The sequence below is a fragment of the Mesorhizobium yinganensis genome, assembly GCF_040081985.1.
Classification (GTDB): Bacteria; Pseudomonadota; Alphaproteobacteria; order Rhizobiales; family Rhizobiaceae; genus Kumtagia; species Kumtagia yinganensis.
Window position 1 is genome coordinate 506,656 of record NZ_JBEBMH010000001.1, and the last position, 23,167, is coordinate 529,822.

Annotated in this window: 27 protein-coding genes; 10 read left to right on the forward strand and 17 right to left on the reverse strand. The window is 63.0% G+C overall.

Annotation, left to right across the window (positions count from 1 at the left end; all coding sequences use genetic code 11):
- Positions 1 to 54: 54 nt before the first annotated feature.
- A complete protein-coding gene (locus ABMA59_RS02435) occupies positions 55 to 672 on the forward strand; it encodes a LysE family translocator (RefSeq protein ID WP_349003697.1) in 618 nt (205 codons plus the stop codon).
- Positions 673 to 881: 209 nt separating this feature from the next.
- On the opposite strand, the gene ABMA59_RS02440 is transcribed toward ABMA59_RS02435, so the two are convergent.
- Positions 882 to 1,169 (reverse strand): DUF3303 domain-containing protein, encoded by a 288-nt coding sequence (locus ABMA59_RS02440; RefSeq protein WP_349003698.1) that lies wholly within the window; start codon positions 1,167 to 1,169, stop codon positions 882 to 884.
- Positions 1,170 to 1,317: 148 nt separating this feature from the next.
- Here ABMA59_RS02440 and cysK point away from each other — a divergent pair, with 148 nt between their 5' ends.
- Together cysK and ABMA59_RS02450 are read left to right on the forward strand one after the other, a co-directional pair.
- Positions 1,318 to 2,298, forward strand: a complete 981-nt coding sequence (cysK, locus tag ABMA59_RS02445; protein WP_349003699.1) for a cysteine synthase A — start codon at positions 1,318 to 1,320, stop codon at positions 2,296 to 2,298.
- 126 nt (positions 2,299 to 2,424) lie between these two features.
- A complete protein-coding gene (locus ABMA59_RS02450; protein WP_349003700.1) occupies positions 2,425 to 2,928 on the forward strand; it encodes a PaaI family thioesterase in 504 nt (167 codons plus the stop codon).
- Here the strand turns inward: ABMA59_RS02450 and ABMA59_RS02455 are convergent.
- Positions 2,891 to 3,658 (reverse strand): fatty acid desaturase CarF family protein, encoded by a 768-nt coding sequence (locus ABMA59_RS02455; protein WP_349003701.1) that lies wholly within the window; start codon positions 3,656 to 3,658, stop codon positions 2,891 to 2,893. The genes ABMA59_RS02450 and ABMA59_RS02455 overlap by 38 nt on opposite strands.
- Before the next feature lie 371 nt (positions 3,659 to 4,029).
- Here ABMA59_RS02455 and ABMA59_RS02460 point away from each other — a divergent pair, with 371 nt between their 5' ends.
- Complete coding sequence (locus tag ABMA59_RS02460) at positions 4,030 to 4,647, forward strand: glutathione S-transferase family protein (protein WP_349003702.1); 618 nt, start codon at positions 4,030 to 4,032, stop codon at positions 4,645 to 4,647.
- Positions 4,648 to 4,677: 30 nt separating this feature from the next.
- Here the strand turns inward: ABMA59_RS02460 and ABMA59_RS02465 are convergent, their stop codons facing one another.
- Both ABMA59_RS02465 and ABMA59_RS02470 read right to left on the reverse strand, forming a co-directional pair.
- Entirely contained in the window at positions 4,678 to 5,949 is a 1,272-nt protein-coding gene (locus ABMA59_RS02465; RefSeq protein WP_349003703.1) for an RNA polymerase sigma factor, read from the reverse strand.
- Entirely contained in the window at positions 5,946 to 6,302 is a 357-nt protein-coding gene (locus tag ABMA59_RS02470; RefSeq protein ID WP_349003704.1) for a YciI family protein, read from the reverse strand. Before ABMA59_RS02470 ends, ABMA59_RS02465 begins: the two co-directional genes overlap by 4 nt.
- Before the next feature lie 250 nt (positions 6,303 to 6,552).
- On the opposite strand from ABMA59_RS02470, the gene ABMA59_RS02475 reads away from it, so the two are divergent.
- From ABMA59_RS02475 to ABMA59_RS02485, 3 genes are all read left to right on the forward strand, one after another.
- Positions 6,553 to 7,512: a TAXI family TRAP transporter solute-binding subunit gene (locus ABMA59_RS02475; RefSeq protein WP_349003705.1), complete on the forward strand. Its 960-nt coding sequence runs from the start codon at positions 6,553 to 6,555 to the stop codon at positions 7,510 to 7,512.
- 210 nt (positions 7,513 to 7,722) lie between these two features.
- Positions 7,723 to 9,807 carry a TRAP transporter permease gene (locus ABMA59_RS02480; protein WP_349003706.1) on the forward strand — a complete coding sequence of 695 codons (2,085 nt, stop codon included), beginning with the start codon at positions 7,723 to 7,725 and terminating at the stop codon, positions 9,805 to 9,807.
- 53 nt (positions 9,808 to 9,860) lie between these two features.
- Positions 9,861 to 10,238 (forward strand): DUF1850 domain-containing protein, encoded by a 378-nt coding sequence (locus tag ABMA59_RS02485; protein ID WP_349003927.1) that lies wholly within the window; start codon positions 9,861 to 9,863, stop codon positions 10,236 to 10,238.
- Between the two features lie 63 nt (positions 10,239 to 10,301).
- On the opposite strand, the gene ABMA59_RS02490 is transcribed toward ABMA59_RS02485, so the two are convergent.
- The gene (locus ABMA59_RS02490) at positions 10,302 to 10,775 is read right to left on the reverse strand and encodes a thiol-disulfide oxidoreductase DCC family protein (RefSeq protein WP_349003707.1); all 474 of its coding nucleotides are present in this window, start codon (positions 10,773 to 10,775) and stop codon (positions 10,302 to 10,304) included.
- Between the two features lie 141 nt (positions 10,776 to 10,916).
- On the opposite strand from ABMA59_RS02490, the gene ABMA59_RS02495 reads away from it, so the two are divergent.
- Positions 10,917 to 11,318: an iron chaperone gene (locus tag ABMA59_RS02495; protein WP_349003708.1), complete on the forward strand. Its 402-nt coding sequence runs from the start codon at positions 10,917 to 10,919 to the stop codon at positions 11,316 to 11,318.
- A gap of 73 nt (positions 11,319 to 11,391) precedes the next feature.
- Here ABMA59_RS02495 and ABMA59_RS02500 read toward each other — a convergent pair whose 3' ends face one another.
- A complete protein-coding gene (locus ABMA59_RS02500) occupies positions 11,392 to 11,550 on the reverse strand; it encodes a hypothetical protein (protein WP_349003709.1) in 159 nt (52 codons plus the stop codon).
- Positions 11,551 to 11,962: 412 nt separating this feature from the next.
- On the opposite strand from ABMA59_RS02500, the gene ABMA59_RS02505 reads away from it, so the two are divergent.
- Positions 11,963 to 12,469: a YciE/YciF ferroxidase family protein gene (locus ABMA59_RS02505; RefSeq protein WP_349003710.1), complete on the forward strand. Its 507-nt coding sequence runs from the start codon at positions 11,963 to 11,965 to the stop codon at positions 12,467 to 12,469.
- Between the two features lie 54 nt (positions 12,470 to 12,523).
- Here ABMA59_RS02505 and ABMA59_RS02510 read toward each other — a convergent pair whose 3' ends face one another.
- Both ABMA59_RS02510 and mbfA read right to left on the reverse strand, forming a co-directional pair.
- On the reverse strand, positions 12,524 to 13,204 hold the full coding sequence (locus ABMA59_RS02510) for an ArsR/SmtB family transcription factor (protein ID WP_349003711.1): 681 nt from the start codon (positions 13,202 to 13,204) through the stop codon (positions 12,524 to 12,526).
- A 129-nt stretch (positions 13,205 to 13,333) separates the two neighbouring features.
- Positions 13,334 to 14,317 carry an iron exporter MbfA gene (gene mbfA, locus ABMA59_RS02515; protein ID WP_349003712.1) on the reverse strand — a complete coding sequence of 328 codons (984 nt, stop codon included), beginning with the start codon at positions 14,315 to 14,317 and terminating at the stop codon, positions 13,334 to 13,336.
- Positions 14,318 to 14,453: 136 nt separating this feature from the next.
- Here mbfA and ABMA59_RS02520 point away from each other — a divergent pair, with 136 nt between their 5' ends.
- A complete protein-coding gene (locus tag ABMA59_RS02520; protein WP_349003713.1) occupies positions 14,454 to 14,768 on the forward strand; it encodes a hypothetical protein in 315 nt (104 codons plus the stop codon).
- A 123-nt stretch (positions 14,769 to 14,891) separates the two neighbouring features.
- Here ABMA59_RS02520 and ABMA59_RS02525 read toward each other — a convergent pair whose 3' ends face one another.
- The 9 genes from ABMA59_RS02525 to uxaC all read right to left on the reverse strand — a co-directional run bounded on the left by ABMA59_RS02525 (position 14,892) and on the right by uxaC (position 23,079).
- Positions 14,892 to 15,683: a class I SAM-dependent methyltransferase gene (locus ABMA59_RS02525; protein WP_349003714.1), complete on the reverse strand. Its 792-nt coding sequence runs from the start codon at positions 15,681 to 15,683 to the stop codon at positions 14,892 to 14,894.
- 197 nt (positions 15,684 to 15,880) lie between these two features.
- Positions 15,881 to 16,219, reverse strand: a complete 339-nt coding sequence (locus tag ABMA59_RS02530; RefSeq protein ID WP_349003715.1) for a cupin domain-containing protein — start codon at positions 16,217 to 16,219, stop codon at positions 15,881 to 15,883.
- A 27-nt stretch (positions 16,220 to 16,246) separates the two neighbouring features.
- On the reverse strand, positions 16,247 to 17,005 hold the full coding sequence (kduD, locus tag ABMA59_RS02535; protein ID WP_349003716.1) for a 2-dehydro-3-deoxy-D-gluconate 5-dehydrogenase KduD: 759 nt from the start codon (positions 17,003 to 17,005) through the stop codon (positions 16,247 to 16,249).
- Positions 17,002 to 17,844, reverse strand: a complete 843-nt coding sequence (kduI, locus tag ABMA59_RS02540; protein WP_349003717.1) for a 5-dehydro-4-deoxy-D-glucuronate isomerase — start codon at positions 17,842 to 17,844, stop codon at positions 17,002 to 17,004. Before kduI ends, kduD begins: the two co-directional genes overlap by 4 nt.
- 25 nt (positions 17,845 to 17,869) lie before the next feature.
- Entirely contained in the window at positions 17,870 to 18,637 is a 768-nt protein-coding gene (locus ABMA59_RS02545; RefSeq protein WP_349003718.1) for a FadR/GntR family transcriptional regulator, read from the reverse strand.
- A gap of 6 nt (positions 18,638 to 18,643) precedes the next feature.
- Positions 18,644 to 19,924, reverse strand: a complete 1,281-nt coding sequence (locus tag ABMA59_RS02550) for a TRAP transporter large permease (RefSeq protein WP_349003719.1) — start codon at positions 19,922 to 19,924, stop codon at positions 18,644 to 18,646.
- Positions 19,925 to 19,928: 4 nt separating this feature from the next.
- Positions 19,929 to 20,489, reverse strand: coding sequence for a TRAP transporter small permease (locus ABMA59_RS02555; RefSeq protein WP_425475855.1), 561 nt, complete (start codon positions 20,487 to 20,489; stop codon positions 19,929 to 19,931).
- A gap of 168 nt (positions 20,490 to 20,657) precedes the next feature.
- A complete protein-coding gene (locus ABMA59_RS02560; protein WP_349003721.1) occupies positions 20,658 to 21,635 on the reverse strand; it encodes a TRAP transporter substrate-binding protein in 978 nt (325 codons plus the stop codon).
- A gap of 34 nt (positions 21,636 to 21,669) precedes the next feature.
- Positions 21,670 to 23,079, reverse strand: a complete 1,410-nt coding sequence (gene uxaC, locus ABMA59_RS02565) for a glucuronate isomerase (protein WP_349003722.1) — start codon at positions 23,077 to 23,079, stop codon at positions 21,670 to 21,672.
- Positions 23,080 to 23,167 lie beyond the last annotated feature (88 nt).

The window sequence follows — 23,167 nt, forward strand, 5'->3', positions numbered from 1 at the left end:
TTTCCGCCGGAGTGGTTTTGTGGCAAAGGGTGCCTCCTGTTTCGGAGAGCTGGAATGACGGTTGCCGGTTTCATAGCCTATAGCGGCGCGCTGGCGCTGGCCGCCGCCATTCCCGGTCCGGGCGTGACGGCGCTGGTGGCGCGTGCGCTGGGCTCAGGTTTTCGCTCGTCGCTGTTCATGTCCCTCGGCCTGATCCTCGGCGACCTGACTTATCTGACCGCGGTTGTGCTGGGTCTTGCGCTGGTGGCGCAGACCTTCGGCATGGTGTTCCTCGTCGTCAAATGGTTCGGCATCGCCTATCTCGCCTATCTTGCCTGGACGTTCTGGAGCAGTGGCATCACGCCTGAAAATGTCGAGGCGAGGAAAGGCAAGGGCGGGCTGGTCTCCAGCTTCGTCGCCGGGCTGACCGTCACGCTCGGCAATCCAAAGACGATGATCTTCTACCTCGCCATCACGCCGACGATCGTCGATCTGAAGACGATCACCCTTGCCGACTATGGCGTGCTTTGCGTGCTGACCGTGGTGGTCCTGCTGGTCGTGCTGGTTCCGTATCTGGCACTGGCGGCAAAGGCGCGCTGGTTCTTGAAGACGCCGCGCGCGCTAAAGGCGCTGAACCGTACCGCCGCGACCTTCATGGCGGGTGCGGCGCTGGCGATCGCCTCGCGGCAGTAATACCTCGTCTGCCCGAAATTGATCCGGAAAGCGCAGGGCCGAAGCGGCGCAAGTGCCGGGGACAGTTTACTTTTTTCGGCCCGCGCGACTTCTGGACTGCTGCGACCTTTCTGCCGAAAGAAAGTAAACAGTCCCCTGCGCTTCCCCTTAGGGCATGCACCACGCGCGAACGGTTTCCGGGATGCCCGGTGGACTGAGTGAAACGGTGTTCACGCCGGCTTAGGCGCCGAGTCGAGATGTGTCATGACCAGCGCGCGCGTCTCCGCGCTGGGGACGACCGGCACGATCTCCATAGTCACGCCCGTACCGCGCCAATGAAGTATCCATTCCTGAAACGCTTTGGCGTCGCTGCAGCGCATGAGCTGGAAACAGCGGCCGAAATTAGCTTCTACCCAGCTTTCGACGAATTCCAACCCGTCGGGAAGGCCGCGCCCGCTCTCGCGGAAGCGCTGGTAGATGGGGACCATGTCGTTGTTTTCGAAGCGTTCGATGACCATGAAAAGCATTTGTTCCCGCTTTCGCCGCTCTTGCCAAACAGCTTTGCGTTGAAGCCGCCAAAGCCGGTCTAATGTTCCGGTTCCGGGTCTCGGCACCTGTGTCAATCTCGGCTATCTTGCCCGCCAAAATCAATCGAGGAGCGAAACGATGAACAAGCCGGTCAGCACCACGCACGTCCCTGGGCGCGGGCGTGTCTACAATTCGATCACCGAGACGATCGGCGATACGCCCCTGGTCCGGCTCGACAAGTTTGCCAGGGACAAGGGCATCGTCGCCAACCTTCTGGCGAAACTCGAATTCTTCAACCCGATCGCCAGCGTCAAGGACCGCATCGGCGTCGCCATGATCGAATCGCTCGAGGCGCAGGGCCGCATCACGCCCGGCAAGACGACGCTGATCGAGCCGACATCGGGCAATACCGGCATCGCGCTGGCCTTCGCGGCGGCCGCCAAGGGCTACAAGCTGATCCTGACCATGCCCGAGACCATGTCGCTGGAGCGCCGGAAAATGCTGGCGCTGCTCGGCGCCGAGCTGGTGCTCACCGAAGGCGCCAAGGGCATGAAGGGGGCGATCGCCAAGGCGGACGAACTCGCCGCCACGCTGCCCGACGCGGTGATCCCGCAGCAGTTCGAGAACCCGGCCAATCCGGAAATCCACCGCCAGACCACGGCGGAGGAAATCTGGAACGACACGCAGGGCGGCGTCGACATTTTTGTCGCCGGCATCGGCACGGGCGGCACGATCACTGGCGTCGGCCAGGTGATCAAGAAACGCAAGCCGTCGCTGCATGTGGTGGCGGTCGAGCCGGAGGCCTCGCCGGTGCTGTCGGGCGGCCAGCCCGGCCCGCACAAGATCCAGGGTATCGGCGCGGGTTTTGCGCCAAAGATCCTCGACACGACGATCTATGACGAGATCGTAAAAGTTTCGAACGAGGATTCCATCGCCAATGCGCGGCTGGTGGCGCGGTTGGAGGGCGTGCCGGTCGGCATATCGTCGGGCGCGGCGCTGCAGGCGGCGATCGTCGTCGGCTCGCGGCCGGAGAATGCCGGCAAGAATCTTGTCGTGATCATCCCGTCCTTTGCCGAGCGCTATCTGTCGACCATTTTGTTCGAAGGGCTGGGCGGATAGCCGTACGGCAAATATCGGAACTCAGAACGGCGGGGCTAACCTACGATGAGTCGATGACTCTCGTGGGAAGAGTGGATAGGATAGAAGAAGTTCGGTTCTTGATATCGCCCGTGTTCGTAGATTCAGATGGGCACAATGCTGCGATTCGTTCTTCCGATCATTTTTCCTATAGGCCGCCCTTTGGTCTTTGCCATGATCCGCCGTCGTCTCGGCGAAATAATTCCCCTCAACAAACTGTTGGAGATTGAATTCGATTCGATATCGGACGGAGCCTCGAAAGCCTCTCTGCCATTTCGGACGGCAATTACCAATCATATCGGAACCGTGCATGCCACGGCAATTTTCGGCCTCGCCGAAGCCGCGTCGGGAGGTGCTGCGGCTGGTGCCCTTGCTCCTTACGCCGCGAGCATTCGACCGGTTACGGCAAGCGCAAGCGTCAATTTCCTGAAGGCTGCCCGCGGACAATTGACAGCTGTCGGTCAGGTCGCGATGCCGCCTGATGAGATTCGTGAGATGTTGTCAAATAAACGAAAGGTTCAATTTGACGTTCTGGTTGACGTTTTCGACGACAGCAACGTAGAGATAGCTAATTTTATATTTTCGTGGCATGTTCTTCTAAAGGGGAGGTAGCCTTTTCTTTTAGTTTATATCTTCTGGCGATTGGTCCAAGAAAAATGTTTACGAGAGGGTCGGACCAACCGTTTACGCTGGAGAAATCGGATTCGAATAGGACATGGTGGAAATTGTGTTCCACGGGATTCAGCATCAATCTGAAATTTTGTAAGACCCTGACCGCGGGCGGAATAGGAGCTTTCCTGAACAGTTTTTTCAATTCGTTCTTCTGCTTTTTACTATCCTGCATCGCGGCTATGCGCCGGAGTGTTTCGTTCAGTTCCGTGGCGGGTATGAACGATCCCATGTGAGCGTATGAATGAATCTGGTGGAAGAAAAAGGCCCAAAAGCTCATCCCCGCGACGACCATCGATGCAAAAAACCAGCCTCCTCCATCAAGGTGAAGGAGCGCCAGACCCAGGATCGAGAACGGGATGCTGCAATAAGCCCCCTTGGTAAGGTTGACGACATAGTCTTGCGGATCGAGCGTGGGATCGTCGTGATGCTGCCGGAACTCGCTCGCAATCGGACCAAGGATCGGCATTTTCTCAGGGAAAATGTAGTCAAATCCAAAATGGGCGAGGCCCGTAAAGAGATCGGACACAAATGCACTGACAAGGAATGCGCATGGTATAAACCACATGCTGATCTTGTAGTTAACGCAAATCTTTATGAACAAGATGACCAAAAGAATTATTCCGGCTAGTACCGTGATCCGTGATTCTTTCGGCAATTCCATTGGAGACATTTGTCATCCCCAGCGGCCATCAATGGTGTCGCTGCCACCATGCGCACTAATTCTTGAGGTCAATGCCTAGCTATCTTAATCAAAACTTGTGAGGACACAACACTGTGAATGCTTCAGTCGACTATTTTTTCTTATCCAACGCACCTTCGGTTGTGGAATCAGCGAACTTAAGTCATTCATGGCTCTAGGCTAGGTGGAGGAAATGCTGATCGGCCACCGTAGCCAGTCGAAAGATCGACGTTGCTCTCTCGAACGCCGGGTGCAAGGAGCCCTTCTGTCACCGAACGCGTTGATCGCAGGCGTTCGAATTCTTGCATGACGATTGCCATTATGTCGCTTGACGCTATCGTCGCCGAAAAATGGGAGGGGCAATGTACACGCTCTACAGCCGGCCGGGTTCCGGCGGTTTTGTCGTCGAGGCCGCGCTGCGCATGGCCGGCGCGGCTTATGAAGTCGTCCGGGTGGAGAAGGCCTCGCCGCCCGCGGGCTACGAGAAACTGAGCCCGCTCAGGCAGGTGCCGGCACTGACGCTGCCGGACGGGCGCACCATCACCGAATCGGCGGCGATATGTCTGCTCTTGCAGGAGACTTTTCCATCCGCCGAAATCGGGCCGGCGGCGGGCGCGCATGAGCGGCCCGAATTTTTACGCTGGATGGCGTTCCTGTCGTCCATGCTCTATCCGACGCTGATGCGGTTCTTCTTCTGCGAGCGCTCGACCACGGATCGAGGCGGGCTCGACGCGGTCAAGGAAGCAGCGATTGTCGAAGCCGACAGAGGTTTTCTGGTCGTCGACCAGGCGCTGGCGGGGCGCGACTGGCTGGCTGGTGGGCAGAAATCCATCGCCGACATCTATCTGCTGATGCTGGCATATTGGCATCCGGTCGCCGACAAGCCGCGCGACGAATGGATCAACATCGTGCGTGTCTGCGAGGCGCTGAAACGCGATCCGCTGGTGGCCGAACTCAATGAGAAGCACAGGTTCTGGTGAGGGTCATGGCCGGCCTTTGCCCGGCGGACTTCAATTCAGCAGCGCAGCCGGCAGGGCATCCATCCTGCCTTGCAGGAAACGACGCAGGGCAGGGTCGCGCTCCAGGGCTATGGCCCGGCGGTAGGCTTCGCGGGCGCTGTCGTTGCGATCGAGGCGGGCCAGCACCATGCCGCGCGCCGCCCAATAGGGCTGGTAGTCGGCGAGACGCCGGTCGGCCGAAAGCCTTTCGAGAATGGCGATCGCGGTGCCGGCCTGCCCGGCCTCGGTCAGCGCCACGGCCCGGTTCACCTCGACCACCGGCGAATAGGCGATGCGCCCAAGCATCGCATAGAGCCCGGCAATGGCCGGCCAGTCGGTCGATCCGAAGTGTCTGCGGGCGCAGTGGGCGGATTGCAGCGCGGCCTCTATCTGGTAGCGGCCGGGGCGGCCCATGCCGCCGGCGGCGGCAAGCAGGCGTTCGGCCTCGTCGATGAGTTTGTTGTCCCACAGCAGAACATCCTGCTCGCCCAGCGGCACGAAATCGCCGTCCGTGGTGCGGCGCGCTTCCCGCCGTGCTTCGGCGTAGAGCATCAGCGCCAGCAGGCCGAGCGCTTCAGGCTGGTCAGGCATCAGCGAGGCCACCAGGCGGCCGAGCCAGATCGCCTCGCCGGCAAGGTCGCGCCGGAGCGCCTCCGTGCCGGCCGGGTCCGACCAGCCTTCGGTGAAGGCCGCGTAGATCGCTTCCAGCACGGCATCCAGCCGTTCGGGCAGGTCGGCACGCTCGGGCAGGCGGAACGGAATACCGGTCTGGCGGATGCGGGTTTTGGCGCGCACCAGCCGCTGGCCCATGGTGGCCGGTGCGACCAGGAAGGCGGCGGCGATGGTTGCCGCGTCGAAACCCAGTACGGTCTGCAGGATCAGCGGCGCTCGGATTTCGGGATTGATCGCCGGATGCGCGCAGGCGAACATCAGCGCCAGCCGCTTGTCGGGCACATCGCCGTCGTTTTCCTCCAGTTCCATGGCCTTGCTCTCCTCGCCCATGAGCAACAAATGGTCCTCGGCCTCGCTGCCGGCGCGACGGCGCCGCTGGCGGTCGATGGCGCGGCGGCGGGCGACGGTGAGCAGCCAGGCCTCGGGCTTTTCGGGCACGCCTTTGCTCGGCCACTGCTCAAGTGCTGCCGCGAATGCGTCGGCCAGCGCATCCTCGGCGGCAGCGACGTCGCGGCTGCGGGCTGCCAACACCGCCAGCAGCCGGCCGTAGCTCTGCCGGGCGGCGGTTTCGGCCGCCGCCCGCGCGTCCCTGGATTTCGGCGTGGCGGTCATGCCACCTGCATCTCCCAGATCGGCCTGACCTCTATCGTGCCGTTTCTGGCGCCGGGGCAGCGCTTGGCCCAGTCGATCGCCGCGTCGAGGTCCGGCGCCTCGATCTTGTAATAGCCGGCCAGTTGCTCCTTGGTGTCGGCATAGGGTCCGTCCAGCACCTGGGGCTTGTCGTCGCGCACCCGCACGGTGGTCGAGGCATTGGTCGGGCGCAGCCGGTCGCCGCCGAGCCAGACGCCGGCCTGCTTCATTGCCTCGGTGTAATGGGCATAGGCCGGCATCATGGTCTTGATCTGCTCCGGCGGGATCTTTGCCGCTTCGGTCTCGTCGCCATAGATCATCAGCAGATATTGCATCGAAATTCTCCTTGTTCGCGGGTCGCGCATGTCGCGTACCGATCCTATGTCGCGCGGCTGTCCGTCATTTCGACAGGTCTCCCGAAAAATTTCCGTGCCGCCCTGTTTTTTTCCGCCGGCCCTTTTCGGGCGAGCCTAAGCCATTCGTCTCGGTTGCCAATTGGTGGTTGGCATTTCGATGCCGGCCGCTAAACTCTCGGACGATCGATGCGCGGACAGGTGCCGCGGCGAATCTTCAGGGAGGAACGGCATGCTGGAATTGGGCAGGAAAATCGTGACGGCCGGCGCGGTGGCTGTGGCGGTCGGGTTGGCCGCGGTGCCCGCCAAGGCGCAGGAATTCATCAATGTGCTGACCGGCGGCACGTCCGGCGTCTATTATCCGCTCGGCGTCGCGCTGTCGGAAATCTACGGGAAGGGCATCGAGGGATCGCGCACGCAGGTGCAGGCGACGAAGGCATCGGTCGAGAATTTGAACCTGCTCCAGCAGGGCAAGGGCGAGATCGCCTTTGCGCTGGGCGATTCGGTGGCGCTCGGCTGGGAAGGTAATACCGAGGCGGGTTATCCCGGCAAGCTCGACAGACTGCGCGGCATCGCCGCCATCTATCCGAACTATATCCAGATCGTCGCCAGCCAGGAATCCGGCATCAAGTCGCTGGCCGACCTCAAGGGCAAGAGCCTTTCTGTGGGCGCGCCTGCGTCCGGCACCGAGCTCAACGCCCGCGCCATCTTCGCAGCCGCCGGCATGAAATACGAGGATCTCGGCAAGGTCGAATATCTGCCCTTCGCCGAATCCGTCGAACTGATCAAGAACCGCCAGCTCGACGCCACCTTGCAGTCGGCCGGCCTCGGTGTCGCCTCGATCCGCGACCTCGCCACCTCGCTGCCGATCAACGTCGTGGCCGTGCCGGCGGACGCCGTGGCCAAGATCGGTTCGCCCTATCTGTCTGTGACCATTCCCGCAGGCACTTATGAAGGTCAGGCGGAGGACGTGAACACGGCGGCTGTCGGCAATTTCCTGATCACGCATTCGGACGTTTCCGACGAGACCGCCTACCAGATGACAAAACTCCTGTTCGACAATCTGCCGCAACTGGTCGCAGCCCACGCGGCCGCCAAGGCGATCGACCCGAAGAAGGTGCTGGACGGCATGCCGGTGCCGCTGCATCCCGGCGCCGAGCGGTATTACAAGGAAGCGGGATTGCTGAAGTAGAGCCAGAGCCGGCTCTCCCGCAGGTTTGATGCTCCTTCGCACCCCCCTCTGTCCTACCGGACGCCCTTCGCTTTCGCTCCGGGCGTTCGTCGCTCGAAAAGCCAGGTCATTGGCTTTTCGTCCGCTGCGCGGACCGTTCCTCACCCCCCTCAAGGGGGGAGATTGGCCGGCCGTAGTGCGCTTGCCTTGCAGTAGCGAGTGGAATTCCGAATGAGCGCGACGACGCCTTTATCGACCACGGCCGAAGAACCCATCGAAGGCCTTCCCGAAGGCTGGGGGACCGGTTCTGCCGCCACCGTGGCGTTCGGCATTGCCATCGCCTTCTCTGCCTTCCAACTGCTGACGGCGGCCTATGGCATACTGCCGAGCCAGGTCATTCGGGCGATGCATGTCGGCTTCCTGCTGCTGCTCGGCTTCGGGCTGATCGCCAATCTGCGGGCAAAAAGGCCGGCGGCCAAAAGCTGGTTCTGGCTGCTCGGCATCCTCGGCTTCGCCACCGGCCTCTACAACTGGATCGAATATGTCCCGCTGCTGCACCGCAGCGGTTTCCTCACCGTGCCGGACGTCATCGTCGGCACGCTGCTGATCGTGCTGGTGTTCGAGGCGTCCCGGCAATTGATGGGTCTGCCGCTGACGATCATGTGCGGCCTGTTCCTCGCCTACTGTTTTTTCGGCCAGTACATGCCGGGTCCGCTGGTCCACCGCGGCTACGATTTCGTGCAGATCATCGACTTTTTCGCTTACGGCACCGAGGGCATATTCGGCACGCCGGTCTATGTGTCGGCGGCTTACATCTTCATCTTCGTGGTGTTCGCCGCCTTCCTCGAACGGGCGGGCATGATCGCGCTGTTCAATGACGTGGCGCTGGGGCTGGTCGGGGCGTGGCGCGGCGGGCCGGCGCAGGTCTGCGTGCTGTCCTCGGCGCTGATGGGCACGATTTCCGGCTCCGGGGTCGCCAATGTGGTGGCAAGCGGACAGTTCACCATCCCGCTCATGAAACGCTTCGGCTTCCGCGCCGCCTTCGCGGGAGGCGTCGAGGCGACGTCATCCATGGGCGGCCAGATCATGCCGCCGGTCATGGGCGCCGTCGCCTTCATCATGGCCGAGACGCTCAACATTCCCTATGCGGAGGTGGTCAAGGCGGCGATCATCCCGGCGATCCTGTATTTCGGCGCCTGCTTCTGGCAGGTCTATTTGGAGGCCGGCAAGGCCGGGCTGCGCGGCATGAACAAGGCCGAACTGCCGAACCCGTGGACGGCGGTGAAGCAGCACTGGCCGCTGGTGCTGCCGCTGGCGGCGCTGGTCTACCTGCTGTTTGCCGGCTACACGCCGATCTTCGCCGGCACGATGGGCCTGGCGCTTACCGTCGTTCTCATCCTCGGCACGCCGCTTGCCGCGCTGATCGGGCCGCTGGCCTTCCGAATCGTGTTCTGGATCGCGCTCGGGCTCGCGGCGGCCGCCTTCATGCGCTTCGGCGTCAATCTGCTGGCGCTGGTCATCGGCGCGCTGGTCGCCGCCTGCCTTGCCTTCAAGGGCGGACGGGAGACGCTGGCGATCTGCCGTGATTCTCTCGCCCAGGGCGCCAAGAATGCGCTGCCGGTCGGCATCGCCTGCGCCATCGTCGGCATCGTCATCGGCACGCTGACGCTCACTGGCATCGCCTCGACGCTGATCGGCGCAATCATTGCCATCGGCAAGGATAATCTGTTCCTGTCGCTGGTGCTGACCATGGTCACATGCCTGATCCTCGGCATGGGCATCCCGACCATCCCCAATTACATCATCACCTCGTCGCTGGCCGGGCCGGCGCTGCTCGAACTCGGCGTGCCGCTGATCGTCAGCCACATGTTCGTTTTCTATTTCGGCATCATGGCGGACCTGACGCCACCGGTGGCGCTCGCCGCCTTCGCCGCCGCGCCCATGGCGAAGGTGTCGGGCCAGAAGATCGGCTGGGAGGCGACAAAGCTTGCCATGGCCGGCTATGTCGTGCCGTTCATGGCCGTCTATACGCCGGCACTCATGCTGCAGGACCAAGGGCCGATGGCGGCCGCCTTCGGCTATCCGGTCGAGGTCGCCTACATCGTTTTCAAGGCCTGCATCGGCATCGGCCTGTGGGGCGCGGCCGTCGTCGGCTTCCTGTTCGGAAGGCTGGCCATTTGGGAACGGCTGGTGGCTTTCGGCGCAGGATTGCTGCTAGTGCTCGCCCTGCCGCTCACCGACGAGACCGGTTTCGCGCTGGCGGCGCTGCTGGTGGCGCAGCATTTTTGGCGGGGACGGGAGAAGGTGGCAGGCTGAGCCATGACAGTGCCCTGCATCATCTCTTTCACAGATCGTCGCGATTGACCGCGATGCTTTGCCTCCTCGCCGCCGGCAAGACGACGGCACTCGCTGCCTCCGCCTTCACCCTGTCCTGGACGCATTCGGTGGAGAGGACCCGCTGGGAGGAGGACTGGCGGGTGACGCCCGCCGGCCTGGAGATCGTGGAGGCGCGCGTAAAGGGTTCAGGCGCGGGCATGGAGCCGCCGGCCGATGCCGTGCTCAGGGATGGCTGGTGGGTCTATGCGCCGAAGTTGCCGGCGCGTGACCGGATCATGCTCGCTGCTTCCGGCGCGACGTCTTCGGGCTGGACTTTGTGTACCGCGACAGAATGCCGGGAACTTGGTGCGGCGGTGGGCGATGCTACGGAGATTTCATCTTGTGAGGGCTCATTCGGCGCTTCGAAGTAGAATCCGGAATTCATTGCAATCGGTTGTTTTTGAAAGATCTTCCAGTGGTGGCTCGCGTCGCGGTCAAGCACCGGAATCTTTGCCGATCAACCGGCTCCGCAACGCAGGCGAAGGGATGTCGCAAGCGTCTCGCTTGCCGAACAGTGCGTAGCGGTTTTTGGCGATGCGGTCGTACAGCCAATCGCGGAGCGCGGCGGGGAGCAGGGTCAATACGATTGCTGCCTTCCACGGCCAGCCGAGTTCGCGCATTACCGCGACCAGGCTTTCGATTCTGACATAGCCGACGCCGTCGATCAGGACGAGATTGGTCTCGTAGACGTCGGTCGGGAGACCGAAATGCCGGAACAGGGCTTCGCCCAGCGGCGACTGCGCCGTTGCGAAACGGAAGCGGCGGCGGCGGTCGAGTCTTGTCACCATGCGAGCGAAACCGGAGCATAGGACGCAGACGCCGTCGAAGACGACCAGCGGCCGGTCGCCAAGATCCGGCGGCAGGATGTCGCCCAGGTTATTGTCGGTCGGCGTGTCGGGTTTTCGCATGATGCTTCGTCATCAAGGTAGCGACGTTTATGTTGCCCGCAAGGCGCGTCGACGCCGCAGTCCGGCCGTCTCGAGCTCTCGCGGGAGGGCAGGCGGGTGCGTTATGCTGATTGTCCGGGCCGATCTGTCTGGGAGGAGCGCTTGGCCAAGACCGACTACAAATCCGTGGATGAATACATCGCCGCACAGCCGGAAGCGTCGCAAGCGGTGCTGAAGAAGGTGCGCGAGAGCATTCGCAAGGTGCTGCCGGAGGCCGAGGAGGTAATTTCGTATCAGATTCCGGCCTTCAAGACGAAAGCCGGCCGGCCGATCTATTTTTCCGGGTGGAAAAAACACTATTCGCTTTACCCGGCGACCGGGCCTCTCACCGCCGCTTTCACGAGCGAACTCGCGGCCTATGAAGTGGAGAAGGGGACGATCCGTTTCCCGCTGTCGGCGCCCGTACCAGAGGACTTGATCGGGCGCATCGCACAGTTCCGCGCGAATGAGGTCGAGGAAGAAGCCAAGGCGAAGGCGGCCGCCGCGGCGAAGAAGAAACGCTAGACCTTTTCAGTCGAGCCTGCCCAGGCAGTCGCCCGCGCCTCTATTGCATGGCGTCCGCAAATTCGGTTCGCACTCAATGGAAGGAAGCGCGGGCTTCCATCGAAAGCGTGCCGCGGCGGCGCGCGCAGGCCGGTCCCGGTCCGCGCATATAGTGGCGCTCGGGCCGATAGGTCGGCGCGATGAATTCGCGTATGGCGAAGGCGTAAGTCGAGATGTTCGCCCAGAATGTCATTTTCTTTGACCCCTGTCCCTCGGATGTCCCGTCCGATTGGGGAGACATCGTAGCCGGCACTTCTGAATCCTCCGTGAACGACATGTTAATCTCGTGCCGAAAATCCGTTGCATCGTGGCGAAAAGGCGGTTTTGGCACGGTCTTTTGACGGCTTCTGCCCGCTTTTGCCCAGGTGTGACTTTCGCACCACATCGGTTTCCCCACGATGCCGCCGCTGCAGCGTGAAGTTTCCGCTTCCGTTACGAAAGCCGCGCGGCGGTTACGCTGCGGCTACAAAGAAATCGGGTGTTGTCAGGAACCGCGTCGGATGGCCGGCGTTGCGGGATCAACCGGCGCGGCCGGCCAGGCCAGGTGCGGCGAGGGCACCTCCTGACCGTTTCATCACAATCCGAAACAGGAAGGGACAAGAGCCATGGGCTTTTTCTCGAAGGACATCAAGACGCTCGACGACCTGTTCGTGCACACGTTGCGCGACATCTACTACGCCGAAAAGCAGATCGAGAAGGCACTGCCGAAGATGATCGACAAGGCGACCAATCCGAACCTCAAGGCCGGCTTCGAAAAACACCTGAAGGAAACGGAGGGGCATATCGCCCGCGTCGAGGAAGTGTTCGAACTGCATGGGGTGAAGGCCAAGCAAGTGAACTGCCCCGCCATCGACGGCATTCTGGAAGAGGCAGACGAACTGGCCGGTGACGTTGATGACAAGAAGGTGCTGGATGCCGCGCTGATCGCGGCGGCGCAGGCCGTCGAGCACTACGAGATCACGCGCTACGGCACTCTGATTGCCTGGGCGAAGGAACTGGGCCGGTCCGACTGTGCGGCCGTACTTGCCAAGAACTTGAAGGAAGAAGAGGCGACCGACAGGAAGCTAACGCAGATGGCCGAAAGCAGCGTGAACCTGCAAGCTGCTGAATAGCGCTGACAAGGCATGTCTGACTTCCAGCAAGGCCGGTGCGGGACACCGGCCTTGCTATTGAAGAAACGTCTTCTCGAACGCTTGCCGGCCGGGCGGCGTGAACCTCACGGCGCGGCTCTCCGGGTCGCGGCGCGCCCATTTATCGGCAAGGATGCGGTCGAGGATCGCAGCACCCAGCGCGCCGGCCAGATGCGAGCGGCGCACGCTCCAGTCCAGGCAGGCGCGGCAGACCGGCCGGCGCTTGCCGGGCAGATTTGAAAGATCGATGCCGGCGTCGGCGAAGAATTTCGGCCCGGCGCTGCCCATGGCGATATCCTCGCCGTTTCGTTGAAGAATCGCGCGCCTGACAAAACCGTCCAGCATCGACACCGCCCGGTCGCCGGCAAGGTGATCGTAGCAGACCCGCGCCTCGCGCATCGAAGCATCGCGCGGGCCGGGGCGGGCACGTTTCGGCCCGACCCCTTCGGCGACGCCCATGATCGCTTCCAGCATGGCTGCGACCTGCGGCCCGGCAAGCCGGAAGTAACGATGCCGGCCTTGGCTGGATTGCGACAGGAGGCCGCCTTCGCAGAGCTTCGCCAGATGCGAGCTCGCCGTCGGCAGGCCGACACCGGCCTCCAGCGCCAGCTCGCTGGCGGTGAGCGAAGCGCCACCCATCAGCGCCGTCAGCATGTTCGCCCGCGCCGGGTCTCCGACAAGGGTGGCGATGCGGGCGATGTCGGGTCCTTCACGCATGGTTTTATGTTAATCGAAGTGTCTTGGTTGGGCAACGATAACCACTCCGCATCAATCCGAGGGAATGAGGTTGCAGACAGACCCTGACATCTTTTCCGTTGCGTGCCGGCTGGCCTTCCATTGGCGTGCTCAGGCGCTGCCGATCAGCACGCCGGCGCCGAAGACCAGCGCACCGCCCAGCACCACCTGGAAGGCGGCGCGCAGGAACGGCGTCTCCATATAGCGGTTCTGGATGAAGGCGATGGCCCAAAGCTCCACGAACACAACGGCGGCGGCCACCGTCGTCGCCGTCCAGAAATCCGGGATCAGATAGGGCAGGGCGTGGCCCAACCCGCCGATGGCAGTCATGATGCCGGATGACAGGCCGCGCGCCAATGGCGAACCGCGCCCAGACAGTTTGCCGTCGTCATGCGCCGCCTCGGTAAAGCCCATCGAGATGCCGGCGCCGACCGAGGCCGACAGGCCGACGAGAAAGGTCTGCCAGGTGTCGCCGGTGGCGAAAGCGGCGGCGAAGATCGGCGCCAGCGTCGAGACTGAGCCGTCCATCAACCCGGCAAGGCCCGGCTGGACATAGGTCAGGATGAATTTGCGCCGCTCGTCCTGCAATTCCTGCTTGCGGACAGCTTCTGGCAGATGTGCGCCGCCAAGGCGCCGGGCCAGCGATTCATGGCCCTTTTCCGCCGTTGCCAGATCGCCCAGCAGCTTTCGCGTGCCGGCGTCCTCCGTGCGTTTTGCCGCTTCTTCGTAGAAGCGCTGGGCCGCGTGTTCCATCCGCTCGGCCTGTACACGTACTTTTTCGAGGCCGAGCGGTCGCACCAGCCAGTCCGGCGTACGGTCGTAATAGCCGCTGATATGCTCGCGGCGGACCAGCGGGATGCGTTCGCCGAAGCGTTTGCGGTGCAGGTCGATCAGTGCCGCCCGATGCCGCTCCTCCTCGTCGGCCATGTCGTCGAAAACAGCGGCGGAGTTCGGATAGGTCTCACGCAACCCGTCCGCATAGGCACGGTAGATGCGGCCGTCGTCCTCCTCCGAGGAGATGGCCAGCGCCAGGACCTCCTGTTCACTGAGCGACGCAAACGGTCGGCGGCCGAAGCCCAACACGTGGGAAAGCATGCAATCGCACTCCAGTTTAGAATTATTCTAAACTAAAAGCGATGCGATTTGGGATCAAGGATATTCGCTGGACCGAGTCTTCCTATAGGTGAATTATAGCCTATATGAATACTGCATTCACTCCCGAGGATTTTCCATGCCGAACCAAAACGCCTTCGATCCCAAGCCCGTGCTCGATCTGATCGCCTCCATCGAGGCGGACCTATTGCGCCTTAAAGGCATGTTGGAAGTTACGCCGGAAAAGTTCGATCCGGCCAATCCGCACAACAAGACCGCCGAGGGCAAGCTGACGGCGGAGGGCGTGGAATGCTGCTACCGCATGTTCGACCAGGGACAGAGCCGCTATTCGGTGGCGCGGGCCATGAAGATCTCCTTCGCCGCGGCCACGCACCGTTTCAAGGCGTGGCGTGAGGTTGGAGGCGCCAAACGAACTATGTCGCTGATGGGGTGAGGAACGGTCGGCCGAAGGCCGATTAATCGACGACGATTTGTCGATTGAAGTGACGAACGCCCGGAGCGAAAGCGGAGGGGAGGAGCGGTCGGCCGAAGCCGGAGATGCCGGCGACAGTTTCAGCTAAGTCTCCGCCCTCCGCGCGATCAGGGCCACGGCCTCCACCACTTCGGTCACCAGACCGCCCTGCGCATGTTCAGCGGTGAGCGCGCGGATTTCGCCAGCCAGGGCTTCGGCCGTGGCCACGCCAAGGCGGGCCGGGCTGGTGCGCGAGCGCGACAGCGCGCGGTCGACGAAATCCTCCGCCGGTGTCGCGCGGCGCTCGATGACCGAGACCCGTTCCAGTGCCGGAAATGGCGAGGAGAGCAGTATCGCCTCGTGCGGCACGAAGTCCGGACTGCGCCAAAGCGGTCGTTCACCGGCATACCGCTTGCCGATATCGCTGTAGTCTTTCAGCCAGGCATTCTCGGGCAGTTTCGGGTGGGAGTCGCTGAGCAGCACGACCGCTCCGTCCGGCTCGATCATGCGGTCGAGGCGCTTGAGGGTGTCGACCCTGTCCATCCAGTGGAAGGCCCGACCGATGACGACAGCCTTGAAGCGGCCGAAGCTTGGCCCGAGATCGGACGAACTGCCTGCGCGAAACTCGACTTGAACACCCGTCCGGGCCGCGTTCAGGGCAGCCTGGGCGAGCATCTCGGGCTCCGGGTCGACGGCCAGAATGCTCCCGACATAGGGGCGAAACATCGTTGCCAGCGGGCCGGGGCCGCAGCCGAGATCGAGCAGGCGGTCGGCCGGCCCCAGCCGGCAAAGCTCCGCGACCAGCGCGATGAGGCGCGGCGGGTAGGCGGGACGGGCGCGATAGTGGGCGGCGGTCGAACGGAACCGTTCCGGTTCGAAGGGGACGACGGCGATCATGGCAACCGGTGCAGGATGGGAGGGTGAGAGGCGTCGCCACTGGATATCGGCTGCTGCCTAGCCCGATCAAGCTTATTGCACGGATGGCACGGTAGCTTTTGCGTGAACGCGGGCTCTTGCTGCAAAAGCGTTTGCGCTTGCGCGCAATGTTTATCGCTGGTCGTCTCGCGGCGAGGTGAAGTCGAAAGGGCTCCCGCTCACTTCAAAAAATCCGCCCTGTGCGGCGTGAAGGAATCGATCAGCCGGCCGGCCTCCAGTGCTTTCACGCCATGGGTGATGTTCGATGGTGCGATGAAACTGTCGCCGGCCGACAATATTTCCGTCTTGCCGCCGACGGTGACCTCGAAACGGCCTTCGGCGACGTAACTCGCCTGAACATGCGGATGCGAGTGGAGCCAGCCGATACCGTCCTTCTCGAAGGCGAACTCGACCATCATCAGTTCGTCGGTGTGCAGCACCACGCGGCGACGGTTACCGTCGGGCGTCGCCGTCCACTCGCCTTGCGAGCCGTAAGCGAAGAGTTTTTGCTCGGTCATCGACAGTCTCCCAAGTTTTCCGAGGCGCTACCGCGCTAGCCAGCCGCCATCCACAGGGATCACCGCGCCATGCATGTACTTCGACGCCGGCGCCAGCAGAAAAACCGCGGCGTCGCCGATGTCGCCGGGTTCCGCCCAGCGGCCCGCCGGGATGCGGCCGAGGATGGCTGCCGTGCGGTCCGGATCGTTGCGCAGTGCTTCGGTGTTGTTGGTCACAACGTAACCCGGCGCGATGGCGTTGACGTTGATGCCCTTGGCCGCCCATTCGCACGCGAGCAGCTTCGTCAGCCCGGCGACGCCGTGCTTGGAGGCGGTGTAAGAGGCGATGCGTATGCCGCCCTGGAAGGACAGGACCGAGCCGATGTTGACGATGTTGCCCTTGCGGCCGTCGCCAAGCACATGCCGGCCGAAGGCCTGGCAGAGCAGGAAGGTCGTCTTCAGATTGACGTCCATCACCTCATCCCAGTCGGCGACGCTGAAGTCGACGGCGTCGGCGCGGCGGATGATGCCGGCATTATTGACCAGCCCGTCGATCGCGCCGGCTTCGCGCCACGCGCCGTCGAACATCGCCTGCACGCCGGCGGTGTCGCCGAGGTCGCAGTGCACGGGGTTGAACGTGCCACCGGCTTCCGCGACCAGCGCCGCGGTTTCATCCATCGACGAGCGGCCGACGCCGAAGACCGATCCTCCGGCGCGGGCTACCGAGAGGCAGATACCCTGGCCGATGCCGGTGTTAGCGCCGGTCACCATGATGCGTTTGCCCGAGAGGCTGAAGGCGGCGTTCATCGCATCGACCCCAGCGGCACCGGGTCGACGTCGGTGTAGTCGACATTGTCGCCGGCCATCGCCCAGATGAAAGCATAGTTGGCCGTGCCGCAGCCCGAGTGGATCGACCAGACCGGCGACAGCACCGCTTCCTCGTTGGCCATGACGACGTGCCGGGTCTCGGTCGGCGCGCCCATGAAGTGGAAGACGCGCGCCGTATCGGCGAGATCGAAGTAGAGATAGGCCTCCATGCGGCGGTCGTGGATATGGGCAGGCATGGTGTTCCACACCGAACCCTTGGCGAGTTGGGTCATGCCGACGACGATCTGGCAGGTTTCGATGGTCGTCGTGAACTGGAAGATGGAGCGCTCGTTCGAGGTCTCCTGGCCGCCGAGATCGAGCCGCTTCGCGTTGGCGATGGTGAGAAGTTTTGTCGGATAGGTTTTGTGGGCGGGGGCGGAGAGAAGGTAGAATTTTGCCGGCGTTTTGGGATCGTTCGAGGCAAACGAGACCGTCTCGCCCATGCCTACATAGATCATGTCGCGCGTGCCGAGGTCATGGGTGCCACTGCCGGTGATAGCCTTGCCCGGTCCGCCGATGTTGACCGCGACAAGCTCACGGCGCTCCAGGAAACTTTTCGTACCAGTCGGTTTGATGGCGTCCAGCGTCAGCGGCTCGCCGGCAGGCATGGCGCCGCCCACGACCATGCGGTCGTAATGCGTATAGGTGAGGTTGATGCGGCCTGGCTCGAACAACCCGCCGATGTGGAAGTTGGAGCGCAGTTCATCGGTGCCCATGCGGGCCGCGGCTGCCGGGTCGATCGCATGGCGCGTGGAATAGCTGATGGGACTGTCGGTCATGCCTGTTCCTAAGTGTTCGCGCCCGTCAGGGCGTTGTCCGGCCAAAACTGTAGTCGGCTTGCTGGTCGCTCAGCCGGGCGCGATAGCGCTGCTGGCTGGCGGAGAGATGCATGCGCATGGTGGTGCGCGCCGCGTCGGGATCGCCCGACGATATCGCCCGCAGGATGGCAAGATGCTCCTGCTGCAGCCCCTCCTGATATTCGCGTGTCAGGACCGAATCCGTGCCCCACGGTGAGGTGACGTCGCACGGGATGGCGCGGGTGCCCAGCGCCTCCAGCACGTCGACATAGAAGGGGTTGTTGGTGGCCGCGGCGATGGCGCGGTGAAAGGCGAAGTCGGATTTGCCGGTGGCCTCGCCGAGGCCAATCAGCCGGTCGAACTCGAAGAAGGCTTCCTGGATTTCCGCCAGTTGCGCGCCGTTGCGGCGGATGGAGGCAAGTGCGGCGCTCTCGATCTCGATGCCGAGACGCACCTCCAGAACGTTCAAGGCATGCGAGATCTTGTTGCCTATTTCCAGGCTCAGCGAACTGAAAGCCTGCGCCGGCCGTTCGCGCACGAATACGCCGGCGCCCTGGCGCGGCTCGACCAGGCCGTCGGCGGCGAGTGTGGCGATCGCCTCGCGGATGACCGTGCGGCTAACGCCGAAGGCCTCGGTCATCTGCGTCTCGGTCGGCAGTTTTTGTCCGACCGGAAATTCGCCCGACAGAACCTGCGCGCGCAGCGCCGAGACGACCCGCTCGGAGAGTTTGGGTCTTCGTTCGATGCGCATGTCGGCTGTGAAGTCGGCGGCCATCGATGTCTACCTGAATACGCTCGGCAGCCAGAGCGACAGCGCCGGGATGTAGGTGACGAGACCGAGCACGACGAGGCCGGCGGCATAGAACGGCCAGATCGAGCGCATCGCTTCCCACACGGAGATCTTGCCGACCGCGCAGCAGACGAACTGGACCGCGCCGACAGGCGGCGTGTTCAGCCCGATGCCGAAATTGAGGATCATGATGACGCCGAAATGCACGGGGTCGACGCCGTAGGCCTGCGCCACGGGCAGGAAGATCGGCGTGCAGATGATGATCGTCGGCCCCATGTCCATGAAGGTGCCGAGGAACAGCATCAGAACATTGAGCAGCATCAGCACGACCAGCGGATTTTCCGACACCGCGTTCATCGACGCGATCAACGCGGCCGGCACCTTCAGGAAGGCCATCAGCCATGAAAAGGCGGCCGCCATGCCGATGATCAGCAGCACCATGGCGGTGGTTCGCACCGCACCCTGGGTGGCGTGGACAAAACCTTCCCACGTCATCTGGCGATAGACCAGGATGGTGACCAGCAGCGCGTAGATGACGGCGATGCAGGAGCTTTCCGTGGCCGTGAAGATGCCGGACCGGACGCCGCCGAAGATGATGGCAATCAGCAGCAGGCCGGGAATAGCGACGGCGCCGAGATGCAGCACCGCCGCGAAGCCCGGGAACCGCTCGGTCGGATAGCCCCGGCTGCGCGCCACCAGATAGGCGGTGACCATCAGCGAGAGCGCAAGCAGCAGGCCGGGGATGATGCCGGCGGTGAACAGGTCGGCGATGGAAATCTTGCCGCCGGCAGAGATCGAATAGATGATCATGTTGTGCGAGGGCGGGAGCAACAGCGCGATAAGCGCCGCCATCGAGGTGACATTCACAGCATAATCAGCACCGTAGCCTCGCTGCTTCATCTGTGGAATCATCAATCCGCCGACCGCCGCCGCTTCGGCGACCGCCGAGCCGGAAATGCCGCCGAACAGAGTGGCGGTGACGACGTTCACCTGGCCGAGCCCGCCGCGCAGATGGCCGACCAGGGACGCGGCGAAGGCCACGATCTTCTGCGCGATGCCGCCACGCACCATCAGGTCGCCGGCGTAGATGAAGAACGGGATGGCCAGCAGCGAGAAGACGCTCATGCCCGAGTTCAGCCGCTGAAAGACGATCAGCGGAGGCAGGCCCATATAGATGACGGTGGCGAAACTCGCGACGCCGAGGCAGAAGGCGATCGGCGTGCCGATCAGCATCAGCAGCGTGAAGACGCCGAAGAGAATCCAGAGCTCCATGGCGTTAAACCTTAAGGTTGGCGGTGTCGAGTTCGGCGGCGACTTCGGCCGGCGGCGCCTCGTCGAGGGCGTCGTCGATCGGCGCACCCGACAGGCGCAGCACAATGCGCTCCAGCGTGAACAGCACGACCAGAATGCCGCCGCCGACCAAGGGCACGTAATCCCAGCCGCCCGAAATGCCGAGCGACGGCAGAGTCGTGCTCCAGGTCAGGATGATCAGTTGAATGCCATACCAGACCATGCCGATGCCGAAGGCAAAGGCGACGACATCGGAGATCATCCGCAGCCACTTCTTGCCGCCCTTGGGCAGCACGTAGAGCAGCACGTCGAAGCCGAGATGGTAATTTTCGCGCACGCCGATCGCGGCACCGAGGAAGATGAACCAGCTCATCAGCATGACGGCGCCGGGCTCGGTCCAGCTCGGCGAGTCATTGAGCACGTAACGGCAAAACACCTGCCACGCGACCATGACGGTCATGACCACGAGGCCGATGCCGGCCAGCCACAGCGACAAGGTGCTCAGCTTCGAGAAGAAGCGACCCATTCTTTCCGAACCGGCGGACATCGTTGTGCTCGCTTTTCTTGTTTGCGCCGCCCCTTACCTGCCTTCCGGCATCCTCTCGCCGTGAAGAATGGGGAGAGGGGGGCAGTTGCTACGCTGGCGAACCCTTCTCCCCGTTCTTCACGAGGAGAAGGGCAAGGCTGTGGGGCGGCGCGAGCGTCGCCCGAAAACTCACTGCACAGCCTGCACGTCGGCGACCATCTTCTTCAGCACGTCGTCGGTAATGTGCTTCTCGTAGACGGGCTTCATGGCGTCGATGAAACCCTGCTTCTCCGGCGTGGTGATCTGCGCGCCGCCGGCTTCGACCTTCTTGCGAGACTCGCCGACCTTGGCGGCCCACAGTTCGCGCTGCTTGGCGACGCTGTCCTTGGCGGCCTGCTTGAAGATCGCCTGGTCTTCCGGCGTCAGCTTGTCGAAGGCGGCCTTGTTCATCACGAACACTTCGGGAAGGATGGTGTGCTCGTCGAGCGAATAGTTCTTCGCCACCTCGAAGTGCTTGGCGGTGTCGTAGCTCGGGAAATTGTTCTCGGCGCCGTCGATGACGCCGGTCTCGATTGCCGAGTAGACCTCGCCGTAAGGCATCGGCGTGGCGTTGGCGCCGAGGGCGGCGACCATGTCGACAAAAATGTCCGACTGGATGACGCGGAACTTCAGGCCCTTCATGTCTGCGACGGAATTGATCGGCTTGGTCTTGTTGTAGAAGGAGCGCGCGCCGGCGTCATAGAAGGCGAGCACGACCAGGCCGGCCGGCTCGAACGCCGCCTTGATCTGATCGCCGATCGCCCCGTCCATCACCTTGTGCATATGGTCTTCCGAGCGGAAGATGTAGGGCAAGGCGGGAACGATGGTTTCCTTCACGGTGCCGTTGAACGGCGCCATGGAGACCCGATTCAGCTCGATGACGCCGGAGCGCACCTGCTCGATCGTGTCCTTTTCCTCGCCGAGCTGGGCGGAGTGATAGACCTCCACCGCGTAGCGGCCGCCGGTGCGCTCCTTCACCAGGTCGCCGAAATACTTGACGCCTTCGACGGTCGGATAGCCGTCCGGATGAGTGTCCGACGATTTCAGCACCGTCTGGGCGCCCGCCGGCCCCATCATGACGACCGCGGCGACGCTCGCGGCGGCAAGAAGTTTCGAAAAATGCAGCATGTTCTCCTCCCGTTTTGTTGGTCCTATGGACCCTTCATAGCCGATACGCCTTTTTCGCAAGCGTATGGGCAAGCTCGATCGCCAGTTCGCAGGCTTCCTCCTCGCGCATCCGGTGTTCGGCGACGAGGCGCGCCAGGAAGGCGCAGTCGACCCGCCGCGCGATGTCGTGCCGCGCCGGGATGGACGGGAAGGCGCGGGTGTCGTCGTTGAAACCGACCGTGTTGTAGAAACCTGCGGTCTCCGTCGTCATCTCGCGGAAGCGGCGCATGCCCTCGGGGCTGTCGTGGAACCACCAGGCTGGGCCGAGCCGGAGCGCGGGATAGACGCCGGCGAGCGGCGCCAGCTCGCGCGAATAGCTGGTCTCGTCCAGCGTGAAGACGATCACGGTCAGATTGGGTTCCAGGCCGACCGCGTCGAGCAATGGCCGAAGTGCGGCGACATAGTCCGTATGCGTCGGGATATCGAAACCCTTGTCGCGGCCGAAACGCGCCATCATGGCGGCCGAGTGGTTGCGCAATGAGCCCGGATGGATCTGCATCACCAACCCGTCGTCGAGGCTCATCTTCGCCATCTCGGTCAGCATCTGGGCGCGGAACAGCCGGCGCTCGCGCTCGTCGGTCGAGCCGCGGCGGATGCGGTTGAACAGTTCCTCCGCCGCGGCATCCGAGAGGTTCGCCGTCTCGGCGGAGGCGTGGCCGTGGTCGGTGGATGTCGCACCATAGGTCTTGAAGAAGGCGCGGCGGGTGCGATGGGCGTCGAGGTAACCCTTCCACAGGCCGGTATCGCAGCCGGTGATGTCGGCAAGCTGGTCGAGATTGTCCGAAAACCCCTCGAAATCCGGATCGATGACCGCATCCGGGCGGTAGGCGGTCACAACGCGGCCATTCCAGCCGCTGTCGCGGATGATCTGGTGCCAGCGCAAATCGTCCAGCGCGCCCTCTGTGGTGGCGATCGCCTCGATGTTGAAGCGCTCGAGCAGGGCGCGAGGACGGTAGGCGTCATCCGCGAGTTTTTCGGCGATGGCGTCATAGCTGGAATCGGCCGTGGCGGCCGTTAGGGAGGTGTCGATGCCGAATAGGTGGGACAGCACATAGTCCATCCACAACCGTGTCGGCGTGCCGCGGAACAGATGATAGTTCTGGGCGAAAATCCGCCAGATAGCGCGTCCGTCGGTCTCAACCGGAGCACCATCGAGGCGCGGCACGCCGAGGCTTTCCAGCGAGATGCCCTGGCTGAACAGCATGCGGAAAATGTAATGATCAGGGACAATCAGCAGCCGCGCGGGGTCCGGAAACGGCTCGTTGAGGGCATACCAGCGCGGATCGGTATGGCCGTGCGGGCTGACGATAGGCAGGTCCTTGACTGCGGCGTAAAGCGCGCGGGCGAGCGAACGGACGCCGGGCTCGGCGGGAAACAGCAGATCGGGGTGGATGATGGCATTCATGCTGGCCTGGCCGCTCCTCCTTCGGCCTGCAATGGCTAGGACCGACAAGAAGTAATGTCAACATACAAAAATCATAGGGTTGTATGAT

Bases quoted from the DNA above. Each gene is read 5' to 3' on its own strand.
- cysK (WP_349003699.1), top strand. From the start codon at position 1,318: ATGAACAAGCCGGTCAGCACCACGCACGTCCCTGGGCGCGGGCGTGTC.
- uxaC (WP_349003722.1), bottom strand. From the start codon at position 23,079: ATGAATGCCATCATCCACCCCGATCTGCTGTTTCCCGCCGAGCCCGGC.
- ABMA59_RS02560 (WP_349003721.1), bottom strand. From the start codon at position 21,635: ATGCTGCATTTTTCGAAACTTCTTGCCGCCGCGAGCGTCGCCGCGGTC.
- ABMA59_RS02470 (WP_349003704.1), bottom strand. From the start codon at position 6,302: ATGCAATATCTGCTGATGATCTATGGCGACGAGACCGAAGCGGCAAAG.
- ABMA59_RS02440 (WP_349003698.1), bottom strand. From the start codon at position 1,169: ATGGTCATCGAACGCTTCGAAAACAACGACATGGTCCCCATCTACCAG.
- ABMA59_RS02450 (WP_349003700.1), top strand. From the start codon at position 2,425: ATGGGCACAATGCTGCGATTCGTTCTTCCGATCATTTTTCCTATAGGC.
- kduI (WP_349003717.1), bottom strand. From the start codon at position 17,844: ATGACCGACAGTCCCATCAGCTATTCCACGCGCCATGCGATCGACCCG.
- kduD (WP_349003716.1), bottom strand. From the start codon at position 17,005: ATGAACGCCGCCTTCAGCCTCTCGGGCAAACGCATCATGGTGACCGGC.
- ABMA59_RS02555 (WP_425475855.1), bottom strand. From the start codon at position 20,489: ATGTCCGCCGGTTCGGAAAGAATGGGTCGCTTCTTCTCGAAGCTGAGC.
- ABMA59_RS02460 (WP_349003702.1), top strand. From the start codon at position 4,030: ATGTACACGCTCTACAGCCGGCCGGGTTCCGGCGGTTTTGTCGTCGAG.
- ABMA59_RS02490 (WP_349003707.1), bottom strand. From the start codon at position 10,775: ATGCGAAAACCCGACACGCCGACCGACAATAACCTGGGCGACATCCTG.
- ABMA59_RS02455 (WP_349003701.1), bottom strand. From the start codon at position 3,658: ATGTCTCCAATGGAATTGCCGAAAGAATCACGGATCACGGTACTAGCC.
- ABMA59_RS02505 (WP_349003710.1), top strand. From the start codon at position 11,963: ATGGGCTTTTTCTCGAAGGACATCAAGACGCTCGACGACCTGTTCGTG.
- ABMA59_RS02465 (WP_349003703.1), bottom strand. From the start codon at position 5,949: ATGACCGCCACGCCGAAATCCAGGGACGCGCGGGCGGCGGCCGAAACC.
- ABMA59_RS02525 (WP_349003714.1), bottom strand. From the start codon at position 15,683: ATGATCGCCGTCGTCCCCTTCGAACCGGAACGGTTCCGTTCGACCGCC.
- ABMA59_RS02530 (WP_349003715.1), bottom strand. From the start codon at position 16,219: ATGACCGAGCAAAAACTCTTCGCTTACGGCTCGCAAGGCGAGTGGACG.
- ABMA59_RS02485 (WP_349003927.1), top strand. From the start codon at position 9,861: ATGCTTTGCCTCCTCGCCGCCGGCAAGACGACGGCACTCGCTGCCTCC.
- mbfA (WP_349003712.1), bottom strand. From the start codon at position 14,317: ATGCTTTCCCACGTGTTGGGCTTCGGCCGCCGACCGTTTGCGTCGCTC.
- ABMA59_RS02480 (WP_349003706.1), top strand. From the start codon at position 7,723: ATGAGCGCGACGACGCCTTTATCGACCACGGCCGAAGAACCCATCGAA.
- ABMA59_RS02520 (WP_349003713.1), top strand. From the start codon at position 14,454: ATGCCGAACCAAAACGCCTTCGATCCCAAGCCCGTGCTCGATCTGATC.
- ABMA59_RS02545 (WP_349003718.1), bottom strand. From the start codon at position 18,637: ATGGCCGCCGACTTCACAGCCGACATGCGCATCGAACGAAGACCCAAA.
- ABMA59_RS02435 (WP_349003697.1), top strand. From the start codon at position 55: ATGACGGTTGCCGGTTTCATAGCCTATAGCGGCGCGCTGGCGCTGGCC.
- ABMA59_RS02510 (WP_349003711.1), bottom strand. From the start codon at position 13,204: ATGCGTGAAGGACCCGACATCGCCCGCATCGCCACCCTTGTCGGAGAC.
- ABMA59_RS02475 (WP_349003705.1), top strand. From the start codon at position 6,553: ATGCTGGAATTGGGCAGGAAAATCGTGACGGCCGGCGCGGTGGCTGTG.
- ABMA59_RS02550 (WP_349003719.1), bottom strand. From the start codon at position 19,924: ATGGAGCTCTGGATTCTCTTCGGCGTCTTCACGCTGCTGATGCTGATC.
- ABMA59_RS02500 (WP_349003709.1), bottom strand. From the start codon at position 11,550: ATGACATTCTGGGCGAACATCTCGACTTACGCCTTCGCCATACGCGAA.